Source organism: Lysobacter spongiicola DSM 21749 (assembly GCF_900167055.1).
GTDB classification, from domain to species: domain Bacteria; phylum Pseudomonadota; class Gammaproteobacteria; order Xanthomonadales; family Xanthomonadaceae; genus Novilysobacter; species Novilysobacter spongiicola.
Genome location: NZ_FUXP01000003.1, coordinates 139,402 through 159,420, shown reverse-complemented (window position 1 = coordinate 159,420; position 20,019 = coordinate 139,402). Strand labels below are relative to the sequence as shown.

Here is a 20,019-nt window from a genome sequence, read left to right as displayed (position 1 = left end):
CAAGCACGTGCACGCGCTCTTAATTCCCACTTAATCCGTCTGCGTCATCGTGGCGCCCATGCGAAATATCCGTCGATGGGCGCTGTTCGCCCTGCTGTTGATTCCGTTTGCCGCCTTCGCCCAGGCACTGTCCCCGTTCAACGGTGGCGTGTCGCAACCCGAGTTCCTCGAGGCCCGGGAGGTGTTCACGATCGAGTCCGTGCAGGCGGCCGATGGCGCAACGCGCGTGCGTGGCGTGATCGCCCCCGGCTACTACCTCTATCGGCACCGCCTGAAGCTCGAGGCGGGCGGGGTGGAGGTGCCTATGGCGTTGCCGCCGGGGCTGCCACAGACCGACGAGTTCTTCGGTGACACGGAGGTCTACCGCGACGGCATCGACATCGAAATCGAGGCCGCGCCGGCCGGTGCGGCCACCCTGCACTGGCAGGGTTGCGCGGATGCGGGCATCTGCTATCCGCCGCAGCGGCTGGAGCTGGAGCTGCCTGCTTCGGGCGCCGGTACGGCAGCGTCGGGAGCCGCGGCGCAGGCGGCCGGGGCCCCTTCGGACCTGGCGGAGGACCAGGCGTTCGCACAGCGCCTTTCCGATTCGGGCCTGGCAGCGGCCGCGCTCGTCTTCTTCGGGCTCGGCCTGCTGCTTGCATTCACGCCATGCACGCTTCCGATGGTGCCGATCGTCTCAAGCCTCGTATTGGGCGGGCGTCCGACGCCGCGCCGCGCGCTCGGGTTGTCGGCGGCATACGTGCTGCCGATGGCCCTGACCTACGCGGCGCTTGGCGTGGCTGCCGGACTCAGTGGCGCCAACCTGCAGGCCGCCTTGCAGAACCCGTGGCTGCTGGGTGGCTTCGCCGTCCTGTTCGCGTTGCTGGCGTTGTCGATGTTCGGCGCCTTCGAGCTGCAACTGCCGGCGTGGCTGAGCGAGCGCCTGGACCGGGCCAGCCGCGGCCGTGCCGGTGGCACCGTTGCGGGCGCGGCCACCATGGGCGTGCTGTCGGCCCTTCTGGTCGGCCCCTGCATGACCGCGCCGCTGGCCGGCGCGCTGCTGTATATCGGCCAGGCCGGCAATCCCGTTACCGGCGGCGTTGCGTTGTTCGCCCTCGGGCTCGGCATGGGCCTGCCATTGCTGCTCATCGCGATGTTCGGCGCGCGCGTGTTGCCCAAACCGGGTGTCTGGATGGTCCGGGTCAAGGCGGCGTTCGGCTTCGTCCTGCTTGCCCTCGCGGTGTCGACGTTGGGCCGTGCGGTCGCCGCGCCGGTCGCGGTGGCGCTGTGGGGGGCGTGGCTGCTCGCGGTGGCCACCGGGCTGATGGCGCTCGCGGTGCAGGCTGGCCCGGGGCTGTTGCAGCGCTGGGGTCCCCGCGGCGCCGCGGCCATTTCCGCCGTCTGGGGCGTGGCGATGATGCTGGGTGGCGCCAGTGGCGCCGAGGATCCCTGGCGCCCGCTGCAATCCTGGGCGGGTGGTGGTGCCGCAGCGTCCCCGGCGTCGTTGGCTGGCGCGCCGGTTCCCGATTACGTGCAGGTCAAGACCAGGCAGGACGTCGCGCAGCGCCTGGCCGCGGCGGGTGCGCGTGGTGAATGGACCCTGGTGGACTTCTACGCGGACTGGTGCGTGTCCTGCCACGTGATCGAGCGTGAAGTCTTCGGTGATCCGGAGGTCGCGGCCACGCTTGCGAGGATGCAGGTGCTGCGTCCCGACGTGACCGCGAATGATGCCGCCGACCAGGCGCTGATGCGCGAATGGGCGGTGGCGGGACCACCGACGTTGCTGCTGATCGGCCCGGACGGGCGCGAGCGGCGGGAGCTGCGCACCGTTGGCGAGATCGAGGCCGGTGCATTCCTTGAACGACTCCAGCGTGCCGGCGCAGGGGAGGCGTGATGGTCAGTCTCGGTCCGATCCCGATGCCGCTCGTGCTGATCCTGCTGGCGCTCGCCATCGCCGCGATGGTGGGGCGATGGGCGGCGAAACAGCCGGGGCAACCGCGGATCCCGGTGGCGGGCACCTTCTTCGACATGTTGCTGGTCGGGCTGCTCGCCGCCCGGCTGGCGTTCGTACTGCAGTGGCTTCCCCTCTACCTCGATGATCCGTGGTCGATCATCCGGCCGGGCGATGGTGGCTATTCGATCTGGGCAGGCGTGGCCGCCGGGGTGGCTTTTGGCTTCTGGCGCGCCCGGAAACACCGGCAACTGCGACGGCCCCTGCTGTGGGGCACCGCGGCAGGCCTGGGTAGCTGGGCCGTGCTGGCCGGGTCGCTGCTGCTGATGCAGCGGGCCACCGTGCAGTTGCCCGATGTCGAGCTCACGCGCCTGGAAGGTGGAACTGTCCAGCTGGATGGGATGGGCGACCAGCCCATGGTGGTCAACCTGTGGGCCACATGGTGTCCGCCCTGCCGGCGGGAAATGCCCGTGCTGGCGGAAGGGCAGGCCGCCAATGGCGACGTGACCTTCGTTTTCGTCAACCAGGGCGAAGGCACGGAGGTGGTGCAGGACTATCTGCGCGAAGAAGGGCTGCGGCTGGGCAACGTGGTGCTCGACCCGTTTTCCAGCGTCTCTCAGTCGACCGGTGCGCGCGGGCTGCCGACCACGCTGTTCTTCGATGGCGACGGCCGGCTGGTCGACACCCACATGGGCGAGCTCACCCGCGCCGGGCTCGCGCAGAAACTGAAACGTTTCGGGGGCACTCCTGCCTCCACTCCCGTTCAATCCAATGAGGTCATCCGATGAAATCACTCAACCCCGCCCTGCTCGTCCTTTCGATCGCCGTGGCCGGTGCCGCAGGGTGCAGTCGTGCGGCCGAACCCGCTGACCCCGCGGACGCGCCGCGCCCCGCCGTGGTCGAAGCGGTGGAAGCGCAGGGGCTTGAGGTCCTCGGCGAGTTCGATGCCCCGGGTGGCATGCGCGGATTTGCCGGCATCGCGGGGCAGCGCCCCATGGCGGTCTACGTCACCCCCGATGGTCGGCACGCCGTGATCGGCATGCTGATCAATGCCGACGGCGAGGACGTCGGCCAGGCCCACCTGCAAAGGCTTGTCGCCGAGCCGGTGTCCAAGCGCATCTGGTCACAGCTCGAGGACAGCCACTGGGTGGCGGACGGGGCCGACGACGCGGCCCGCATCGTCTACACCTTCAGCGACCCGAACTGTCCGTTCTGCAACCGCTTCTGGCAGGCGGCCCGGCCCTGGGTCGAATCCGGCAAGGTCCAGTTGCGGCACGTGCTGGTCGGGGTCATCCGCGAGGACAGCGCCAACAAGGTCGCCGCGATCCTCTCGGCACCCTCGCCGTCGGAGATGCTCGCCCGCAACGAGCGAAGCTACGCCAGTGGCGGCATCGACGGTGCTGCCACCGTGCCGGCCGAGGTACGGTCGCAACTGAACGCGAACGAGCTGCTGATGCTCGAGCTGGGATTCCAGGGTACCCCCGGCATCCTCTTCCGCGATGACGATGGCCTGGTCCAGCGGCGGTCGGGAATGCCAGCCGCCGCGGACCTGCCGGTGGTGCTCGGACCGCGCTGAGGTGTCGGCGCGGCCTGGTTCACCCGGCCTGGTGGACGACCGTCTCGAGGTGCATCGTGGCCTTGAGCGAGTTCGACACCAGGCAACCCCGCTCCGCGCGCTGCAGTGACGACTCCGCCTGCGCGCTGTCGGCCTCGGCGGCGATGGTCACTTCGGCACGGATGTTGAAGGCGGTGAACGCGGTGACACCCTCCTGGCGATCGAGGATGCCCTCGACCGAAACCTCGAGCTTCGACCACTCCAGCTTCGCCGCCCTCGCCACCGCGCGGAAGGTCAGGATGAAGCAGTCGGCTACCGCGCCGGTCAGCAGCCCTTCCGGCGACCAGTTGTCGCCGGGGCCGCCGAATTCCACGGGTGGGGCGGTCGGCAGGTCGGGTACTCCGGCATGTGACAGCGTGACGGTGCCGGTGGGTGCGCCAGTGGCGGTGACGTTGTACTGGTGGGGCAGGGACTTCATCGTGTTTCCTCAGTGGTACTCGATTGGATGGTGCTGGCCGTACTCAGCCTTGCGGGCTCTCCGCCATTTCCTGGCAGTACTCCCGAAGGTGGTCGGGGAGCTCCGGCGGACAGACCCCGCAGGCGCGGTTGCCCGGCACGGCGTGGTCGATGAACTTCGGATACGGCAGGTCGAGGTTGGCCATCAGCTCGACGAAGTCTTCGAGCGTGCGGTCCCCACCCAGCCGCGGGTTGCGCTGGCTCTCCTGCGCGATGCTCGAGACCCAGCGGCCGTTGTAGTCGTGCGCCGGGTAGACCAGCGTCTCGCCCGGGAGGCCGAACAGCTTTCCGCGCACGCTCCGGTACAGCAGCCGCGAGTCGCCACTCTGGAAATCGGTGCGGCCGCAGCCATCGATCAGAAGCGCATCGCCGGTGAAGACACGGTCCCCACCGACGATCGCGAAATGGTTGTCGGTGTGGCCGGGGGTATGCATCGGGTCCAGGCGGACGCCGCCGAGCTGCAGCGGAACCCCTTCCTCCATGCCGATATCGGTGCACTCCAGTGCATCGAGGGCCGGGATCGCGATGCGGCTCCCGACTTCGCGCTTCAGCATCGAGGCGGAGGTGATGTGGTCGGCGTGGATGTGGGTATCGATGGTCATCACCAACCGCAGGCCGAGGTCGTTGACGGCCTTGAGGTCGCGCTGCCACGCCGGCATGACCGGATCGATGAGCGCCGCTTCGCCGGTCTCCTCGCAGCCCAGCAGGTAGGTGTAGGTGGATGACACCGGTTCGAACAACTGTCGGAAGATCATCGTCCTTCCTCCTTTCCGGTTTGTGGGCCGCGGGCGAGCAGACGCTCTACTTCGGGCTCCAGGGAGGCCAGGCCCGCTTCGCGGCCGAGTGCCAGCGCGGATTCGGGTGGCGTGCCGCGGTTGAAGCCGGCGTCGAGCGCCAACATCGCGCCGACCCGGTTGGCGGTGCCGCAGTGCACGAGTACCGGGCCTCTGCCCCGCGCGGCGTCCAGCTCTTCCGAGAACCGCCGCACGTTCTCCTGTGTCAGGTCCTGCAGGCCGCATACCGGGATGCAGGCGTAGTGCAAGCCCAACCGCTCAACTTCGGCCTGTTCATCGAATGCCATTTCCTCATCCGGTGCACGCAGGTTGATCACCGAGCGAACGCCTTGTGCGGCCAGGCCAGCGAGTTCTTCGGCGGTAGGTTGCCCCGCCGCGAACAGGTCGGGTCGTGGGTGTCGAATCTCTGTCATGGGGACTCCTTTCGCGTGTCGTTGGGGGCGGCGCAGACGCTACGCTCCGCTACCGCAGTACGCCGCATACAGCGCGTCCAGCACGCTGGCCGCGGGACCATCGGCCAGCGAATAGTTGATCGTCTGCGACTGCCGGCGGGTGGTGACCAGCTCCATCTCGCGCAGCACGGCGAGGTGCTGGGAGAGGGCGGACATGCTGAGCCCCGTGATCGGCTGCAACTCGCCGACCGAGCGTTCGCCTTGCACCAGCTGGCACAGCACCAGCAGGCGTGCGGGATGGGCGAGCGCCTTCAGCAGGGCGGCGGCCTCGCCGGCATGCCGGGCCATGTCCTCGACTGAGGGTTGCGGCGGGCCGGGTGACGTCGGGGGAATGGAGATGGCCATCGCAGCTATCCTCGGCCTGGCTTGATGATGAATGTAGATGTGACTAATTTAGATATAACTAAATATATTTGCAAGTCTGGCTGGTGCCGGCGGCGCTTGCTGGCGTCCTCCCGCACCACACCTTCAACCGCTGCCCGGGGTCCTTCCATGAAGTCATTGCACATCGCCGTCCTTGTCGCCGCCCTCGCGGCCGCCGGCTGCACAACGCCCGGTGTCCCGACTGCCCTTCCCGCTGTCGCCCATGCGACCTCGCCGGCGCCGGGCATCGTCTCCGCGGGTCGGTTGGTGCCGGCGGACGTGGATGAGGTTCGTACCGCCGGTATCCGCCAGGTCATCGACCTGACGCCGGATGCGGAAACACCGGATTTCGACGAGGCCGCCGCAGTCCAGGCAGCAGGGCTGGAATACGCCAACCTGCCGTTGGCGGGCCCCTCCGATCTCACCCGCGAGAACGTGCTGGCATTCGATCAACTCCTGCGCGATGCGGAGCGACCGGTGCTGGTGCATTGCGGCAGTGGCAACCGGGTCGGTGCCATGGCGGCATTGCGCGCGGCCTGGGTGGAGGGCCAGTCGCCCGATGATGCGATCGCAACCGGCAAGGCCTGGGGCCTGACGAGCCTGGAGGACGCCGTTCGCGAGCGCCTCGAAGCAGGTCCCGGCGCAACGGGTCACTGACCCGCGCGCGGACTCATCGGGCCAGCCGGGACGGCTCAGGCCCAAGGTCCTCGTGCCGCGGCAGTGCCACCGAGGCCAATGCGGCAGCCGCCACCAGCCCCGCCGACACCGCCAGGCAAGCGGCCAGCCCGAAGCGCTGGAAGACCCAGCCCGACAGCAGCGTGCCGAGCAGCCGGCCCAGGGCATTGGCCATGTAGTAGAAGCCCACGTCCAGCGAAACGCCGTCTTCGGCGGCATAACTGACGATGAGGTAGCTGTGCAGCGACGAGTTGATTGCGAACAGCACGCCGAACACGGCGAGGCCTGCAACCAGCACGACCTGCGGTGGCTGGCCCTGCACCAGCAGCGCCGCCATGGTTGCGGGCACCAGCGCCAGCACGCTGGCCCAGGCGAGCGCGTTGCGGCCGTCGGGTGCGTGCCCGTCCCGCCGCCGGGTGAACAAGGGTGCTACCGATTGCACGATGCCGTAGCCGATCACCCAGGCGGCAAGGAAGCCGCCGACCTGCCAGAAATCCCAGCCCAGAGAGGTTGACAGGAACACCGGCAGCGCCACCACGAACCAGACGTCGCGCGCCCCGAACAGGAACATGCGGGCGGCCGACAGCTGGTTGATGGCGCGGCTCTTGGAGAGGATGTCGCGGAACCTGGGCTTCACCTTCGCCCGGCCGAGATCGCTCCGCAGCAGCGCGAGGCTGAGCAGCCAGACGGCGGCAAGCGCGCCGGCCATGATCGCGATCGCTGGCGCGAATCCGACCGTGGTCAACAATGCACCGCCTAGGAAGAACCCGACGCCCTTGAGCGCGTTCTTGGAACCCGTCAGCGCCGCCACCCATCGGTAGAGCGTGCCTTGTCGGTCGCCCGGTACCAGCAGCTTGATGCTGCTCTTGGCGCTCATCTTGTTGAGGTCCTTGGCGATGCCCGACAGCGCCTGTGCCGCCATCACCCAGGGCACCAGCAGCCAGGCGCTTGGCACCAGCAGTATCGCCAGCGCCACGACCTGCAGCACCAGGCCAATGTTCATCGTGCGGTTGAGCCCGACATGCGCGCCCAGCCACCCGCCCACGAGGTTGGTGATGACGCCGAACACTTCGTAGAACAGGAACAGCATCGCGACTTCGAGCGGGCTGTAACCCAGCTGGTGGAAGTGCAGCACCACCAGCATGCGCAGGGCGCCATCGGTCAGGGTGAACGCCCAGTAGTTGCCGGTGACCAGCAGGTACTGGCGCACCTCGGGCGGGAGGCGGGCGAACATCGCTCAGAGATCCGCGTCGCCGACCAGCCGCACCAGCTCCGCGGTGCGGTTCACGTAGCCCCACTCGTTGTCGTACCAGGCGTAGATCTTGACCTGGGTGCCGTTGATGACCCGCGTGGAAAGCGCGTCGACGATGCTCGAGCGGGGATCGGTCCGGTAGTCGATGGACACCAGCGGCCGCGTCTCGTATCCGAGGATGCCGGACAGCGCGCCGCCCGCCGCCGATTCCAGCAGGCCGTTCACTTCTTCCACCGTGGTCGCCCGTTCGACCTCGAACACGCAGTCCGTGAGCGAGGCGTTCGTCAGTGGCACGCGCACCGCAAGGCCATCGAGCCGACCTCGCAGTTCCGGAAAAATCTCCGCGATTGCAGTGGCCGAGCCGGTCGACGTGGGGATCAGGCTGCTGCCGCACGAGCGCGCGCGGCGCAGGTCCTTGTGTGGCGCATCGACGATGGTCTGGGTGTTGGTCAGGCTGTGGATCGTGGTCAGGCTGCCGTGGCGGATGCCGATGCCCTCGTGGATCACCTTCACCACCGGCGCCAGGCAGTTGGTGGTGCAGGACGCGGCGGAGACGATGCGATGCATCGCCGGATCGAAACGTCCGTGGTTGACGCCCATGACGATGTCGAGCGTGCCCTCGGCCTTGATGGGAGCCGTCACCACCACGCGCTTCACGCCCTGGTCCAGGTAGGGCTGCAGCACCTCGGGCTTGCGGAACCTGCCGGAGGCTTCGACCACCACGTCGCAGCCGGACCAGTCGGTGTCCGCCATCTCCTTGTTGCGGGTCACCGGGATGCGCCGCTCACCGACGACCAGCGCATCGTCATCGGCGGAGATCGCTGCGTCCCAGCGGCCGTGTACCGAGTCGAAGGCCAACAGGTGCGCGAGCGTGGCGGCATCACCCGCCGGATCGTTGACCTGCACGAACTCGATGTCCGCCTGGTCACAGGCGGCGCGAAGGGTGAGGCGGCCCATGCGGCCGAAGCCGTTGATGCCAACGCGGATGGTCATGTGCAGTCTCCAGGGTCACATTGGCCACGATCGCCACCGCAGCAGTTCCGGGTCAGGAACTCGAGCAGGCCGCGCATGGCGTCGAAGTCGGCGCGGTAGCAGATGCTGCGGCCGCGGGGCTCGCCCCGTATCAGGCCGGCGGCTGCGAGCTCCTTGAGGTGGAACGACAAAGTCGCCCCCGGCAATGACAGCGCGTCGGAGATGTCTCCCGGAGTCCGCCCTTCGGGGCCGGCTTCGACCAGGAGCCGGAACACCGACAGACGGGTCGGCTGCCCGAGCGCGGCGAGTGCGGTGGTTGCATCATTCAATTCCATGTTTCTAGAATAGTCGAATGGAAAACGAGCAAGCAACCTCGCGATCGACGCCGGAACCATTCCCCGGTCTCCCCCATCTGATGCCGGGCGCCGCCGCCATGCCGGATCCCGAAGCGCTCTCCCCTGGAGCGCCCGGGCATCGCCCGCGCATCCTGATCCTGTACGGGTCGCTCCGGCCGCAGTCGTTCAGCCGCAAGCTGGCGCTGGAGGCGGAGCGGCTGCTGCGTCACTTCGGGGCGGAAACCCGCATCTTCGATCCGCATGGCCTGCCCATGCTTGATAGCGTCGACTCGGAACATCCAAAAGTGGCGGAGCTCAGGGAGTGGGCGCAATGGTCGGAAGGCCAGGTCTGGGTGAGTCCGGAGCGCCACGGCACCATGACCGCGGTCTTCAAGAACCAGATCGACTGGCTGCCGCTGGAACAAGGGGGTGTGCGCCCCACCCAGGGCCGCACGCTGGCGGTGATGCAGGTCTGCGGAGGCTCCCAGTCGTTCAACGTGGTCAACGCGCTGCGCCAGCTCGGTCGCTGGATGCGCATGGTGACGATCCCCAACCAGTCGTCGGTGCCCAAGGCCTGGCAGGAGTTCGACGATAACGGCCGGATGAAGCCATCGTCGTACTACGACCGCGTCGTCGACGTCATGGAGGAGCTGGTGAAGTTCACCTTGCTGGTGCGCGGACACAGCGACTACCTCACCGACCGCTATAGCGAGCGCAAGGGCAGCATGACAGCCGCAGCGCTGGCAAGCGCCGCCGGAGCGGTCGAAGGTGTTGCCGAGGCGAAGCCGGAACGTCCCGCCATGCAGGTGGGGCGGACCGCGCGAACGGCCTGTTGCGGCACCACCTCAACCTGCAGCTGATGCGGGTGCCGACGGCCCTCAGATGTTGGTGTTCTCCACCGGCGCGGTGCTCTCGATCGGCGCCGCGGGCCCGGAGTCCCCATCCGATCCGGCGCATCGGGCGCCCACGGTGAACGAGGTCATCGACAGCGAGCCGTAGGCGTAGCCGTCGACCAGGACATCCAGCTTGTGCCCCGCCTGCGAGGCGACACCGGCGATGTAAAGGAACGGGAGGAAATGCTCGGGGGTGGGCGCGGCCATGCCGAAGTCGGGGTGGCGGACCAGCGACGCGGCGTCCCCTGGGTCGCTCCTCGCCAGCTCGATCGCGCGCTGGTTGAACCGGCGCGCCCAGTCGAAGCCGAGATCGGGGGTGTGCCGATCCATTGCGCGCAGGTTGTGGACGACGTTGCCGCTGCCCATCACCAGCACCCTGCGGTCCCTGAGGGCGTCGAGTTTAGCGCCCATCCGTAGGTGGTATTCGGCAGGCTTGGCCGCGTTGATCGACAGCTGGACCACCGGGACGTCCGCCCCGGGGAATGCATGCACCAGCACCGACCACGTGCCGTGGTCGAGCCCCCAGCTGTCGCGGTCCAGCGCGACATGGTCGGGCGCCACCGCGTCGGCGACTTCCTCGGCGAGTTCGGGCAGGCCGGGCGCGGGATACTGGATGTCGAACAGGGGCTGGGGGAAGCCGAAGAAGTCGTGGATGGTGCGCGGCCGCGGCATGGCCGTGACCGCGGTGGCATTGACGTACCAGTGGGCCGAGACCATCAGGATTGCGCGTGGGCGCGGGACCGATGCACCGAACGCCCGCCATGCATCGGTGTAGCGATTGCGCTCCAACGCATTCATCGGACTGCCGTGCCCGAGGAACGCCGCCGGCATCCGGGTTGAGGGTTTCATCGCGCCGCTCCGACTGCAGGGATGGGCGCGACTCTAGTCCATCCCGTGCCGCGACCCATCACGCGATGTCGATGCCGCGCTCGTAGAGTCCGCGGCATGGACAGGACACAGCCAACAACCCGGATCGCGGTGGTCACCGGCGCCTCCGCCGGCGTCGGGCGCGCCAGCGCGATCGAGTTCGCCCGCCATGGCTGGCGCGTCGCCCTGCTCGCGCGCGGCCGTGACGGACTCGAAGGCGCGAAGGCCGAAGTCGAGGCCGCCGGCGGCGAGGCGATGATCATCGAGGTCGACGTCGCCGATCACCGGCAGGTGGAAGCGGCCGCCGACCAGGTGGAGCGCGAGTGGGGCGCCATCGACGTCTGGGTCAACAATGCAATGGCGACGATATTCGCCGACTTCATGGAGGTCGATCCCGGGGACTTCCGCCGTGCCACCGAGGTCACCTACCTGGGCACGGTCTGGGGGACGCGCGCGGCGCTCACCCGGATGCGGCCGCGCAATCGCGGCACCGTCGTGCAGGTGGGTTCGGCACTGGCGTACCGGTCGATTCCGCTGCAGGCGGCCTACTGTGGTGCCAAGAGTGCGATCCGCGGCTTTACCGACTCCATCCGCACCGAACTGATCCACGCCCGCAGCGACGTGCACATCACGATGGTGCAACTGGCGGCCTTCAACACGCCGCAGTTCGAGTGGGGCCGCACCACGATGGACCGCCGCCCCCGGCCGATGGGCAAGATCTTCCAGCCCGAACTCGCCGCCCGGGGCGTGTACTGGGCCGCGACCCACCGCCGACGGGAGCTGGTGGTGGGTTGGCCGGCGTTGCAGGCGATGCTGGGTAACAAGGTGATCCCCGGGTTGCTGGACCGCAAGCTGGCAGCCGACGCGGTCGAGGGTCAGCAAAGCGATGAGCCGCTGCCGGAGGGCCGCGACGACAACCTGTACACCCCGGTGCGGCAACCCCACCGCACCCACGGCCGGTTCGACGCCCAGGCCATCGCCAACAGTGCGCAATTCTGGCTCACCACCCATCGCGGCACCGTGGCCGCTGCGGCGCTCGGTGCGGCGGCGCTGTTGCTGGGCAGGCGCCGGGGTGGCTGAAGCGCGCCCCGTGGCTGGTGGCGTGCCGGGCCAGCGGCGACAATGGCCGGATGAATACTGATAGCCCATTGCTCGAAGCGGTCGAGCACGAGACCGCCCCCTCCCCGGAATGGACCGTGCTGTGGCTGCACGGGCTTGGCGCGGACGGCAACGATTTCGTCCCGATCATTCCCGAACTGGTGCGCCGCGACTGGCCGGCGTTGCGCTTCGTGTTTCCGCATGCGCCGGTACGGCCGGTCACGATCAACAACGGCGCATCGATGCGCGCCTGGTACGACATCCGCGAGATGGACCTGGCCAACCGCGCCGACGAGGCCGGGGTGGCACAATCGGTCCAGCAGGTGGAGGCACTGGTGGAGCGCGAGGCGCAGCGTGGCGTCCCCGCCTCGCGGATCATCCTCGCCGGGTTCTCGCAAGGCGGCGCGGTGGCGCTTGCTGCAGGGCTGCGCCGTGAGCAGCCATTCGCCGGACTGGTGGCGCTGTCGACCTACCTGCCGATGTCGCCGGCAGTGCTGCGTGAGCTGCCGCAGACGGTGCCGGCGGCTGCACGCCAGCAGCCGGTGTTCATGGCCCATGGCAGCCACGATCCGGTGGTGCCGTACGCCGCGGGCGAGGCCAGCGCGGCCCACCTGCGTGCGTTGGGCATGCAGGTGCAGTGGCACGCCTATCCGATGGCCCACCAGGTCTGCGCCGAACAGATCGCCGACCTGGCCGCCTGGCTGGGCGCCCGCTTCAAGGGGTAAACGTCCCGGCCTGCGGGTATCCTCTGGCGAACGGGCCCGGGACAGGGCCTGGATGGCAGGGGTCGCAAAGGGAGGGGACGATGAAAGTGGTCATCGCCGATGACGAACCGCTGGCGCGCGACCGCTTGCGCGCGATGCTGCACGAGATCGGCGGGATCCAGGTCGTGGCCGAAGCCGCCGACGGACGCCAGGCGCTGCAGGCCTGTGCAGATCACGAGCCGGACCTGATCCTGCTCGACATCGCCATGCCCGGGATCGACGGCCTCGAGGCCGCGCGCCACCTGGCGGCATTCGAGCCGCGTCCGGCAGTGGTGTTCTGTACCGCCTACGACGCCCATGCGCTCTCGGCATTCGAGGCCGAAGCCATCGACTACCTGGTCAAACCGGTCCGGCCGGAGCGGCTGGGCGCGGCGCTGGAGCGGGTGCGCACCTTCGTCGCGGGCAGGCGGCAGGGTGCCGGTACGCCCGCCGCCCAGCGCAGCCACCTGTGCGCCCGGCTCCGCGGCAGCCTGCGGCTGATCCCGATCGAGGACGTGCGTTACCTGCAGGCCGACGAGAAGTACGTCGTGGTGCACCACGCGCACGGCGAAGACCTGATCGAGGAGTCGCTCAAGTCGCTCGAGGACGAGTTCGGTGAGCGCTTCATCCGCATCCATCGCAACTGCCTCGCCGCCCGCCATGAACTGGTGGAGCTGCGGCGCAACCCCGACGGCCACGTGCACGCCATGCTGCGCCACGTCGAACAGCCGCTGGAAGTCAGCCGGCGCTGCGTCCCCGGCCTGCGCGAAATCCTCAAGCAGCTGTAGGGCTGTAGGACCTGTAGGAGCGGCTTCAGCCGCGATCGGATGTCCGGACGCCCCGCCGATCCACGATCGCGGCTGTAGCCGCTCCTACAAGTGCGCCGATGCGCTGCGATAATGGCCGGATGAACCAGCTCCTGCGTATCGCCACCCGCAAAAGCCCGCTCGCCCTGTGGCAGAGCGAACACGTCGCCGCCGCCCTGCGCGAGGCCCATCCGGGCCTGGAGGTGCGGCTGGTGCCGATGAGCACGCGCGGCGACGAGGTGCTGGACCGCTCGCTGGCGGCGATCGGTGGCAAGGGCCTGTTCCTGAAGGAGCTCGAGCTGGCGATGCAGCGAGGCGAAGCCGATTGCGCGGTGCACTCGCTCAAGGACGTGCCGATGGAGCTGGAACCGGGATTCGCGTTGCCGGCGGTGCTTGAGCGGGCCGACCACGCCGATGCCTTCGTGAGCAACCATTACGACGATGTGTCCAGGCTGCCCGATGGCGCGGTAGTAGGTACCTCTTCGCTGCGGCGGCAGGCCCAGCTGCGCGCGCTGCGGCCGGACCTGCGGCTGCGTGACCTGCGCGGCAACGTCAACACGCGCCTGGCGCGGCTGGACGCCGGTGACTACGACGCCATCGTGCTCGCCTGCGCCGGCCTGCAGCGGCTGGGCTTCGACGGCCGCATCCGTTGCCGGATGACCGCGCCCGGCTGGTTGCCGGCGCCCGCGCAAGGCGCCATCGCGATCGAGTGCCGCGACGATGCCACTGACGTGCTGGCGCTGTGCGCGGCCCTGGAGCATGCCGATACGCGCACCTGCGTGGTCGCCGAGCGCTCGATGAACCGCGCGCTGCACGGCAGCTGCCACGTGCCGGTGGCGGCCCTGGCGACGCTCGGACAGGAGCCGGGCGAACCGGCGACGCTGCGACTGGACGGCATGGTCGGCTCGGCCGCGGACGGTCGTGCGGTGCGGGCGTCGCTGCAGGGCAGTGCCGAGGACGCGGTCGCCATCGGCGTGGAAGTGGCGCAGGCGCTGCTAGCGCGTGGCGCCGGCGACCTGCTCGCCGAAGTGCTCTGATCGCCGGTCAGAACGGGAAGAAGCGCGGAATCAGCGCAGTCGCCATTATCCAGAAGATGAGGTTCAGCGGTAACCCGATCCTGAGGAAGTCCGCGAAGCGGTAGCCACCTGCGGCGTAGACCATCGCATTGGTCTGGTAACCGACGGGGGTGGCGAAACTGGTGGAGGCGGCAAAGGCGACCGCGACCAGGAAAGGTTTCGCGTCCACGCCCAATGACTCCGCGGCCGCGATCGCCACCGGTACCAGCAGTACCGCGGCGGCGTTGTTGCTCATCACCTCGGTCATGATGGCGGTCAACAGGTACACCACCGACAGGGTCACCACCGGGCCCCAGTCGCTGATCATGCCGATGCCGTTCTGCGCCACCCACGCCGCACCGCCGCTGCGTTCCAGCGCGATGCCCATCGGCAGCACGCCCGCCAGCAGCATCACCACGCGCCAGTCCACCGCCTGGTAGGCCTCGTCCGGCTGCAGGCAGCGCAGCACCACCAGTGCGATGCTGCCCAGGATCGCGGCGCCGACGATCGGCAGCCAGCCGGTGGCGGCCGCACCCACCACCGACAGCAGCACCAGGGTGGAAATGATCGCGTTGCGCCAGTCCACTCGGACCTGCGGCCGCTCATCGAGCACCACCAGCCCCGGATCGTTGCGCAGGCCGTCCAGCGAAGACTCGGAGGCGTCCACCAGCAGGATGTCGCCGACCGTGAGCGGGATATGGTCGATCGGACGCCGCAGCAGGGCCCTCTGGCGCTGGAAGCCGTGCACGCGCATCCGGTAGAGGTGGCCCAGGCGCATGCCGGCGATGCTGTGCCCGATCAGCGGGGAGCCCGGCGCCACCATGACTTCCGCATGCAGTCGTTCGGCATCCGCATCGCCTTCCAGGTCGGCGGCGACCCGGTCGTGCCGCAGCTTGAAGCGCTTGCGCAGCGTCTCGATCTGTTTCCACTCGCCGCGGAGCAACAGCCGGTCGCCGGGTTGCAGCTCCGTACGCGATGCCGGCGCTGTGCGGCCGCCGCGGCGGATCACGTCCAGCAGGACGACCGTTGGCCCGGACGGGGCAGGAGGTGCGGCCGTGGTGTCGTCGTCCGGCTTTTTCTCGATCTTCTCGCGCTGCAGCAGCTCCCGGGCCTGCTTGCCGATCGCCGGCGATTTTTCCGGCACCACCAGCTCGGTGAGGTACAGGCCGCCGTGGCCCTCGGTGTCCAGCTCCGCGACCCCCAGGTCCGGCAGCAGGAAGCGGCGGGCCAGCATCAGGTACACCAGCCCGACGCCGACGAAGATGATGCCCAGCGGCGCGAACTCGAACAGCCCGAACCCTTCGCGCCCGGACTGCTGCGCCAGCGAGTGCACCAGCAGGTTGGTGGAGGTGCCGATCAGCGTGCAGACGCCGCCGAACTGGGCCGCGTACGACAACGGGATCAGGAACTTCGATGCCGGCAACCGGTTGGCCGCGGTCGCCGCCAGTACCAGCGGCAACAGGACAGCCAGGGCGGCGGTGTTGTTGACGAAGCCGGAGACCAGCGCGATCAGCGACATCATCACCAGCGCCAGCAGCCAACCCGAGCGGATGCGCGACAGCAGCTCGCCGAGGCCCTGCAACGCGCCGCTGCGCTGCAGTCCTGCGCTGAGCACGAACATCGCCGCGACCGTGATCGTGGCCTGGCTGCTGAAGCCCGACAGCGCCTCCCCCGGCGAGACCAGGCCCAGCACCATCAGGCTGGCGAGCACCAGCAAGGCCACCACGTCGGCGGGCAGCTTTTCGGTGACGAAGAGGTAGACCGCGCCCGCGAGTACGGCCAGGGTCAGCCACAGATCCATGCCCATGTCAGGCCGTTCCCGTCCGCGCAGGCGAGGGATGAAGGACGTTGGCGGGGGCCGGGGCGGGGGGTCGCATGCGCGGCATTGTGCCCCGGCGGATGTGCAGCACGCGAATACGGCACGTGGACCGCGATGCCGGCACAGTGGCGCGGCCACGCGACCGGGTGCGATGCTTGCGCTTCGCGCCCGCCGCATCCACCGTAGCGCAACACCTCCGAGGCCGTTACCGCATGGAACGCATCGAACGCATCCACGCCCTGCATCGCATCCTGACCGCCGCCCGCTATCCGGTGAAGGTCGCGCGGCTGCAGGATGAGCTCGAGTGTTCGCGCGCCACCGTCTATCGCGACCTCGCCTACCTTCGCGACCAGCTGATGGCGCCGGTGATCGGCAACGGCGAGGCAGGGTTCCGCTACGACCCCGACGAGAGCGGCCGCTTCGAGCTGCCGGGGCTGTGGCTCAATTCCGACGAGCTGCACTCGCTGCTGGCGGCGCAGCAACTGATGATGCGCAGCGGCGGTGGCGTGCTGTCCAGCGCGCTGGCCCCACTGCAGCAACGCATCGAGAAACTGCTCGACGACCACGCCGGCGGCCGGCGGGTTCCCGTCGAGCGCGTCCGCGTGGTGCCGCACCGCACCCGCAAGCTGGATGAAACCGCTTTCCGGCACGTCGCCACCGCAGTGCTGGACCGTCGCCAGCTCGCATTCGAGTACCGCGCCCGCTCCACCGACCAGCAGACCCGCCGGACCGTCTCGCCGCAACGGCTGACGCACTATCGCGACAACTGGTACCTCGACGCCTGGGACCACGAGCGCGATGGCCTGCGCAGCTTCGCCGTCGACCGCATCAGCCATGCCCGGCAGCTCGATGATGCCGCGCGTGATGTTCCCGACGAAGAACTCGACCGCCAGCTCGCCTCCAGCTACGGCATCTTCTCGGGCACCCCGAAGGGCTGGGCCACCATCCTGTTCAGCGCCAAGGCCGCGCGCTGGGTGGCGGACGAACACTGGCATTCCCAGCAGCAGGGGCGCTTCCTGCCCGATGGCCGCTATGAGCTGAAACTGCCCTACAGCTCCGGCCGCGAGCTGCTGATGGACGTGCTGCACTACGGCAGCGACGCGGAGATCGTCGAGCCGCGGTCCCTGCGCGAACAGGCGCGCACGCTGCTGGCGCTGGCCATCGCCAACTACGAGCGCGACCCCGCCTGAAGGTGTCGCAGCGCCTGAGATGACCGCTGGTGATGCTGCGGACTCCACATCGAGGAGCCCGCCATGGACCACGCCCGCCGACCCACCTTTTGCCAACCCACCCGTTCCGGACCAGCCCGTAGTGGACCAGGCCGTAGTGAACCCGGCCGTCTCGAAGTGGTGCTGCGCCACGTCGTGGCAGTGGGCGTCGTGGTCCTGCTGCTGGTGCCGGAGGCCCGCGGCAGCCATCCGGTGATCGGCTGGCTGCCGATGTGGCTGTTCGCCATGCCCGTGTGCGCGTGGTGGATGGCCAGGCGCATGGGCCGGCAGGAGCCGGAAGCCACCGTCGCACGCCGGTCTCGGGTGCCGATGGCACGGCGCCTCGCCTCGCCGGCCCCGCGTGGCAAGCGTGGCAGGCGGGCGGTGGTGCCGCGGGCGGCATGACTTTCGCCGCTGCGGACGCACACGGGCGCTGTGCTAGTTTTCGGCTTCCCGAATCCCCGCCATCCCGGTACCGGAGTGCCCATGTCCAAGTTGTCGCAGGCCTGCCAGGCCGCCCTGCTCACCGCCGGCCTCGCCGCGGCATCCGGTGCCGCCCACGCACAGGAGCCTGCCGTGAGCGACCCGTATCTGTGGCTTGAAGACGTCGAAGGCGAAAAGGCGTTGGACTGGGTCCGCGCGCGCAACGAAGTCACCGAGACCGAGCTGGCTTCCACCCCCGCGTTCAAGCAGCTCGAGTCGCAGCTGCTTTCGATCCTGGATTCCGACGCCAAGATTCCCTACGTCACCAAGATCGGCGACCACTACTACAACTTCTGGAAGGACGCGCAGCACGAGCGCGGCATCTGGCGGCGCACTACGCTCGCGGAATACCGCAAGGACAACCCGCGCTGGGAGACGGTGATCGATCTCGACGCGCTGAACGAGGCCGAGGGCGAGAACTGGGTCTGGCACGGCGCCGATTGCCTGCCGCCCGAGTACGAGCGCTGCCTGGTCGCGCTGTCGCGCGGTGGCGCGGATGCCGACGTGACCCGCGAGTTCGATCTGGTCGCCGGTGACTGGGTCGAGGGCGGCTTCTTCCGCGCCGAGGCCAAGGGTGGGCTGGGCTGGATCGATCGCGACAACGTCTACGTCTACACCGACTTCGGCGACGGCTCGATGACCGAGTCCGGATACCCGCGCATCGTCAAGCAATGGACCCGCGGCACTCCCATGGCAGAGGCGGAGGTGGTGTACGAGGGCAAGTCCGACGACATGTACATCGCCGCGATGCACGACCACACGCCGGGCTACGAGCGCGACTTCGTCAGCCGCACCCTGGCGTTCTACAACGACGAGCTCTACCTGCGCCGCGATGATGGCCAACTGGTGCGCATCGATGCGCCCAACTCCGCCAACAAGTCGGTGCACAAGGACTGGCTGGTGCTGGAGCTGCGCGAGCCGTACGAAGCCAGCGGCAAGCGCTTCGAGGCCGGCAGCCTGGTGGCCGCCAACTTCGACGACTTCATGGCCGACAAGCGCGAGTTCACCGTGCTGTTCGAGCCGACCGAGACCACCTCGCTGGCCGGCACGACCGTCACCGCCAACCATCTGGTGCTGAACGTGCTCGATGACGTCAACAACAGGCTCAGCGTGTTGACGCCGCCGGAGGGCGGCAGCGGCGAGTGGAGCCGGGGCGACTTCGTGGGCCAGCCGGAGGGCAGCGTCGATGTCTCCGCGGTCGACCGCGACCACAGCGACGAGGTGTGGGTGATGGCCGACGGCTACCTGAGCCCGCAGACCCTGTCGCTGGCCACGCTCGGGCAGGCGCCCGAAGTGCTCAAGACGATGCCGACCTTCTTTGATGCGTCCACGCATGAAGTCGAACAGGCCTTCGCCACCAGTGCCGATGGCACCCGGGTGCCGTATTTCGTGGTGCAGCCGAAAGACCTGCCGATGGACGGCAGCACGCCGACCCTGCTGTACGGCTACGGCGGCTTCGAGATCTCGATGACGCCCGGCTATTCGGGGACCGTGGGCAAGGGCTGGCTGGAGAAGGGTGGCGTGTTCGCGGTGGCCAACATCCGCGGCGGTGGCGAGTACGGCCCGCGCTGGCACCAGGCCGCGCTCAAGGCGAACCGCCACAAGGCCTACGAGGATTTCGCTGCCGTGGCGAAGGACCTGGTCGAGCGCGGCATCACCTCTCCGGAGAAGCTCGGCATCCAGGGCGGCAGCAATGGCGGCCTGCTGATGGGCAACATGCTGACGCAGTATCCGGAGCTGTTCGGCGCTATCGTGGTGCAGGTGCCGCTGCTCGACATGCAGCGTTACCACAAGCTGCTGGCGGGCGCGTCGTGGATGGCCGAGTACGGCAACCCGGACAAGCCGGAAGAGTGGGAATTCATCCAGACCTTCTCGCCCTACCACCTGTACGAGCCCGGCAAGGACTACCCGCCGACGCTGTTCATGACCTCCACCCGCGATGACCGCGTCCACCCCGGCCACGCCCGCAAGATGATGGCGAAGATGATGGAGGGCGGCTCCGACGTGCGCTATTACGAGAACATCGAAGGCGGCCACGGCGGTTCGGCCAACAACAAGCAGGCCGCCCACATGAGCGCGCTCGCCTACACCTTCCTGTGGAACCAGCTGAACGACTGAAGCAAACGACGGGCCGGCACATCGCCGGCCCGTTATGTTTCATGTCAGCTCTTGTAGGAGCGGCTTCAGCCGCGATCGAATGACC

The 20,019-nt window shown here is 68.7% G+C and carries 21 protein-coding genes; 12 read left to right on the top strand and 9 right to left on the bottom strand.

Annotated elements, in window-relative coordinates; translation table 11 throughout:
• Positions 1–58: 58 nt before the first annotated feature.
• Genes dsbD through dsbG form a run of 3 tightly spaced genes read left to right on the top strand, consistent with a single transcriptional unit; the run spans position 59 to position 3,506 of the window.
• Positions 59–1,873 (top strand): protein-disulfide reductase DsbD, encoded by a 1,815-nt coding sequence (dsbD, locus tag B5D37_RS06500; protein ID WP_078757903.1) that lies wholly within the window; start codon positions 59–61, stop codon positions 1,871–1,873.
• On the top strand, positions 1,873–2,718 hold the full coding sequence (locus tag B5D37_RS06495) for a TlpA disulfide reductase family protein (protein WP_078757902.1): 846 nt from the start codon (positions 1,873–1,875) through the stop codon (positions 2,716–2,718). Before dsbD ends, B5D37_RS06495 begins: the two co-directional genes overlap by 1 nt.
• Positions 2,715–3,506, top strand: a complete 792-nt coding sequence (gene dsbG / locus B5D37_RS06490; protein ID WP_078757901.1) for a thiol:disulfide interchange protein DsbG — start codon at positions 2,715–2,717, stop codon at positions 3,504–3,506. Before B5D37_RS06495 ends, dsbG begins: the two co-directional genes overlap by 4 nt.
• 19 nt (positions 3,507–3,525) lie before the next feature.
• On the opposite strand, the gene B5D37_RS06485 is transcribed toward dsbG, so the two are convergent.
• From B5D37_RS06485 to B5D37_RS06470, 4 genes are read right to left on the bottom strand one after another with little or no spacing between them, the layout of a single operon-like run.
• Complete coding sequence (locus B5D37_RS06485; RefSeq protein WP_078757900.1) at positions 3,526–3,963, bottom strand: OsmC family protein; 438 nt, start codon at positions 3,961–3,963, stop codon at positions 3,526–3,528.
• Positions 3,964–4,006: 43 nt separating this feature from the next.
• Positions 4,007–4,756, bottom strand: a complete 750-nt coding sequence (locus B5D37_RS06480; protein WP_078757899.1) for an MBL fold metallo-hydrolase — start codon at positions 4,754–4,756, stop codon at positions 4,007–4,009.
• Positions 4,753–5,208, bottom strand: a complete 456-nt coding sequence (locus B5D37_RS06475) for a protein tyrosine phosphatase family protein (RefSeq protein ID WP_078757898.1) — start codon at positions 5,206–5,208, stop codon at positions 4,753–4,755. The genes B5D37_RS06480 and B5D37_RS06475 overlap by 4 nt, the downstream gene beginning before the upstream one ends.
• Positions 5,209–5,247: 39 nt before the next feature.
• Positions 5,248–5,592 (bottom strand): ArsR/SmtB family transcription factor, encoded by a 345-nt coding sequence (locus tag B5D37_RS06470; RefSeq protein WP_234987729.1) that lies wholly within the window; start codon positions 5,590–5,592, stop codon positions 5,248–5,250.
• A 147-nt stretch (positions 5,593–5,739) separates the two neighbouring features.
• Here B5D37_RS06470 and B5D37_RS06465 point away from each other — a divergent pair, with 147 nt between their 5' ends.
• A complete protein-coding gene (locus B5D37_RS06465) occupies positions 5,740–6,267 on the top strand; it encodes a protein tyrosine phosphatase family protein (protein WP_078757896.1) in 528 nt (175 codons plus the stop codon).
• 13 nt (positions 6,268–6,280) lie between these two features.
• On the opposite strand, the gene arsJ is transcribed toward B5D37_RS06465, so the two are convergent.
• From arsJ to B5D37_RS06450, 3 genes are read right to left on the bottom strand one after another with little or no spacing between them, the layout of a single operon-like run.
• Positions 6,281–7,519 carry an organoarsenical effux MFS transporter ArsJ gene (gene arsJ, locus B5D37_RS06460; protein ID WP_078757895.1) on the bottom strand — a complete coding sequence of 413 codons (1,239 nt, stop codon included), beginning with the start codon at positions 7,517–7,519 and terminating at the stop codon, positions 6,281–6,283.
• A 3-nt stretch (positions 7,520–7,522) separates the two neighbouring features.
• Positions 7,523–8,530 (bottom strand): ArsJ-associated glyceraldehyde-3-phosphate dehydrogenase, encoded by a 1,008-nt coding sequence (locus B5D37_RS06455; RefSeq protein ID WP_078757894.1) that lies wholly within the window; start codon positions 8,528–8,530, stop codon positions 7,523–7,525.
• Entirely contained in the window at positions 8,527–8,844 is a 318-nt protein-coding gene (locus tag B5D37_RS06450) for an ArsR/SmtB family transcription factor (protein WP_078757893.1), read from the bottom strand. The genes B5D37_RS06455 and B5D37_RS06450 overlap by 4 nt, the downstream gene beginning before the upstream one ends.
• An 80-nt stretch (positions 8,845–8,924) precedes the next feature.
• Between B5D37_RS06450 and arsH the strand changes: the two genes are divergently transcribed.
• A complete protein-coding gene (gene arsH / locus B5D37_RS06445; RefSeq protein WP_078757892.1) occupies positions 8,925–9,704 on the top strand; it encodes an arsenical resistance protein ArsH in 780 nt (259 codons plus the stop codon).
• Positions 9,705–9,722: 18 nt separating this feature from the next.
• Here the strand turns inward: arsH and ygiD are convergent, their stop codons facing one another.
• Positions 9,723–10,586, bottom strand: a complete 864-nt coding sequence (gene ygiD / locus B5D37_RS06440; protein WP_078757891.1) for a 4,5-DOPA-extradiol-dioxygenase — start codon at positions 10,584–10,586, stop codon at positions 9,723–9,725.
• 96 nt (positions 10,587–10,682) lie between these two features.
• Here ygiD and B5D37_RS06435 point away from each other — a divergent pair, with 96 nt between their 5' ends.
• The 4 genes from B5D37_RS06435 (at position 10,683) to hemC (ending at position 14,288) form a co-directional block, all read left to right on the top strand.
• Positions 10,683–11,684, top strand: a complete 1,002-nt coding sequence (locus tag B5D37_RS06435; RefSeq protein ID WP_078757890.1) for an SDR family oxidoreductase — start codon at positions 10,683–10,685, stop codon at positions 11,682–11,684.
• A 50-nt stretch (positions 11,685–11,734) separates the two neighbouring features.
• Positions 11,735–12,427, top strand: coding sequence for an alpha/beta hydrolase (locus tag B5D37_RS06430; protein ID WP_078757889.1), 693 nt, complete (start codon positions 11,735–11,737; stop codon positions 12,425–12,427).
• 80 nt (positions 12,428–12,507) lie between these two features.
• Positions 12,508–13,233, top strand: a complete 726-nt coding sequence (locus B5D37_RS06425; protein WP_078757888.1) for a LytR/AlgR family response regulator transcription factor — start codon at positions 12,508–12,510, stop codon at positions 13,231–13,233.
• A gap of 119 nt (positions 13,234–13,352) precedes the next feature.
• Positions 13,353–14,288, top strand: coding sequence for a hydroxymethylbilane synthase (hemC, locus tag B5D37_RS06420; protein WP_078757887.1), 936 nt, complete (start codon positions 13,353–13,355; stop codon positions 14,286–14,288).
• A gap of 7 nt (positions 14,289–14,295) precedes the next feature.
• Here hemC and B5D37_RS06415 read toward each other — a convergent pair whose 3' ends face one another.
• The gene (locus B5D37_RS06415) at positions 14,296–16,113 is read right to left on the bottom strand and encodes an SLC13 family permease (RefSeq protein WP_159447352.1); all 1,818 of its coding nucleotides are present in this window, start codon (positions 16,111–16,113) and stop codon (positions 14,296–14,298) included.
• Between the two features lie 224 nt (positions 16,114–16,337).
• Here B5D37_RS06415 and B5D37_RS06410 point away from each other — a divergent pair, with 224 nt between their 5' ends.
• The 3 genes from B5D37_RS06410 to B5D37_RS06400 all read left to right on the top strand — a co-directional run bounded on the left by B5D37_RS06410 (position 16,338) and on the right by B5D37_RS06400 (position 19,934).
• A complete protein-coding gene (locus B5D37_RS06410; RefSeq protein ID WP_078757885.1) occupies positions 16,338–17,315 on the top strand; it encodes a helix-turn-helix transcriptional regulator in 978 nt (325 codons plus the stop codon).
• Positions 17,316–17,378: 63 nt separating this feature from the next.
• Positions 17,379–17,738: a hypothetical protein gene (locus tag B5D37_RS06405; protein ID WP_159447351.1), complete on the top strand. Its 360-nt coding sequence runs from the start codon at positions 17,379–17,381 to the stop codon at positions 17,736–17,738.
• Between the two features lie 81 nt (positions 17,739–17,819).
• Positions 17,820–19,934: a prolyl oligopeptidase family serine peptidase gene (locus B5D37_RS06400; RefSeq protein WP_078757883.1), complete on the top strand. Its 2,115-nt coding sequence runs from the start codon at positions 17,820–17,822 to the stop codon at positions 19,932–19,934.
• Positions 19,935–20,019: the final 85 nt, after the last annotated feature.

Excerpts from the sequence above, each read along its gene's own strand:
- B5D37_RS06450 (WP_078757893.1), bottom strand. The coding sequence starts at position 8,844 with ATGGAATTGAATGATGCAACCACCGCACTCGCCGCGCTCGGGCAGCCG.
- B5D37_RS06465 (WP_078757896.1), top strand. The coding sequence starts at position 5,740 with ATGAAGTCATTGCACATCGCCGTCCTTGTCGCCGCCCTCGCGGCCGCC.
- B5D37_RS06425 (WP_078757888.1), top strand. The coding sequence starts at position 12,508 with ATGAAAGTGGTCATCGCCGATGACGAACCGCTGGCGCGCGACCGCTTG.
- ygiD (WP_078757891.1), bottom strand. The coding sequence starts at position 10,586 with ATGAAACCCTCAACCCGGATGCCGGCGGCGTTCCTCGGGCACGGCAGT.
- B5D37_RS06455 (WP_078757894.1), bottom strand. The coding sequence starts at position 8,530 with ATGACCATCCGCGTTGGCATCAACGGCTTCGGCCGCATGGGCCGCCTC.
- B5D37_RS06405 (WP_159447351.1), top strand. The coding sequence starts at position 17,379 with ATGGACCACGCCCGCCGACCCACCTTTTGCCAACCCACCCGTTCCGGA.
- B5D37_RS06485 (WP_078757900.1), bottom strand. The coding sequence starts at position 3,963 with ATGAAGTCCCTGCCCCACCAGTACAACGTCACCGCCACTGGCGCACCC.
- B5D37_RS06415 (WP_159447352.1), bottom strand. The coding sequence starts at position 16,113 with ATGGGCATGGATCTGTGGCTGACCCTGGCCGTACTCGCGGGCGCGGTC.
- B5D37_RS06475 (WP_078757898.1), bottom strand. The coding sequence starts at position 5,208 with ATGACAGAGATTCGACACCCACGACCCGACCTGTTCGCGGCGGGGCAA.
- hemC (WP_078757887.1), top strand. The coding sequence starts at position 13,353 with ATGAACCAGCTCCTGCGTATCGCCACCCGCAAAAGCCCGCTCGCCCTG.
- B5D37_RS06410 (WP_078757885.1), top strand. The coding sequence starts at position 16,338 with ATGGAACGCATCGAACGCATCCACGCCCTGCATCGCATCCTGACCGCC.
- arsJ (WP_078757895.1), bottom strand. The coding sequence starts at position 7,519 with ATGTTCGCCCGCCTCCCGCCCGAGGTGCGCCAGTACCTGCTGGTCACC.
- dsbD (WP_078757903.1), top strand. The coding sequence starts at position 59 with ATGCGAAATATCCGTCGATGGGCGCTGTTCGCCCTGCTGTTGATTCCG.
- B5D37_RS06435 (WP_078757890.1), top strand. The coding sequence starts at position 10,683 with ATGGACAGGACACAGCCAACAACCCGGATCGCGGTGGTCACCGGCGCC.
- B5D37_RS06480 (WP_078757899.1), bottom strand. The coding sequence starts at position 4,756 with ATGATCTTCCGACAGTTGTTCGAACCGGTGTCATCCACCTACACCTAC.
- B5D37_RS06495 (WP_078757902.1), top strand. The coding sequence starts at position 1,873 with ATGGTCAGTCTCGGTCCGATCCCGATGCCGCTCGTGCTGATCCTGCTG.
- arsH (WP_078757892.1), top strand. The coding sequence starts at position 8,925 with ATGCCGGGCGCCGCCGCCATGCCGGATCCCGAAGCGCTCTCCCCTGGA.
- B5D37_RS06400 (WP_078757883.1), top strand. The coding sequence starts at position 17,820 with ATGTCCAAGTTGTCGCAGGCCTGCCAGGCCGCCCTGCTCACCGCCGGC.
- B5D37_RS06430 (WP_078757889.1), top strand. The coding sequence starts at position 11,735 with ATGAATACTGATAGCCCATTGCTCGAAGCGGTCGAGCACGAGACCGCC.
- dsbG (WP_078757901.1), top strand. The coding sequence starts at position 2,715 with ATGAAATCACTCAACCCCGCCCTGCTCGTCCTTTCGATCGCCGTGGCC.
- B5D37_RS06470 (WP_234987729.1), bottom strand. The coding sequence starts at position 5,592 with ATGGCCATCTCCATTCCCCCGACGTCACCCGGCCCGCCGCAACCCTCA.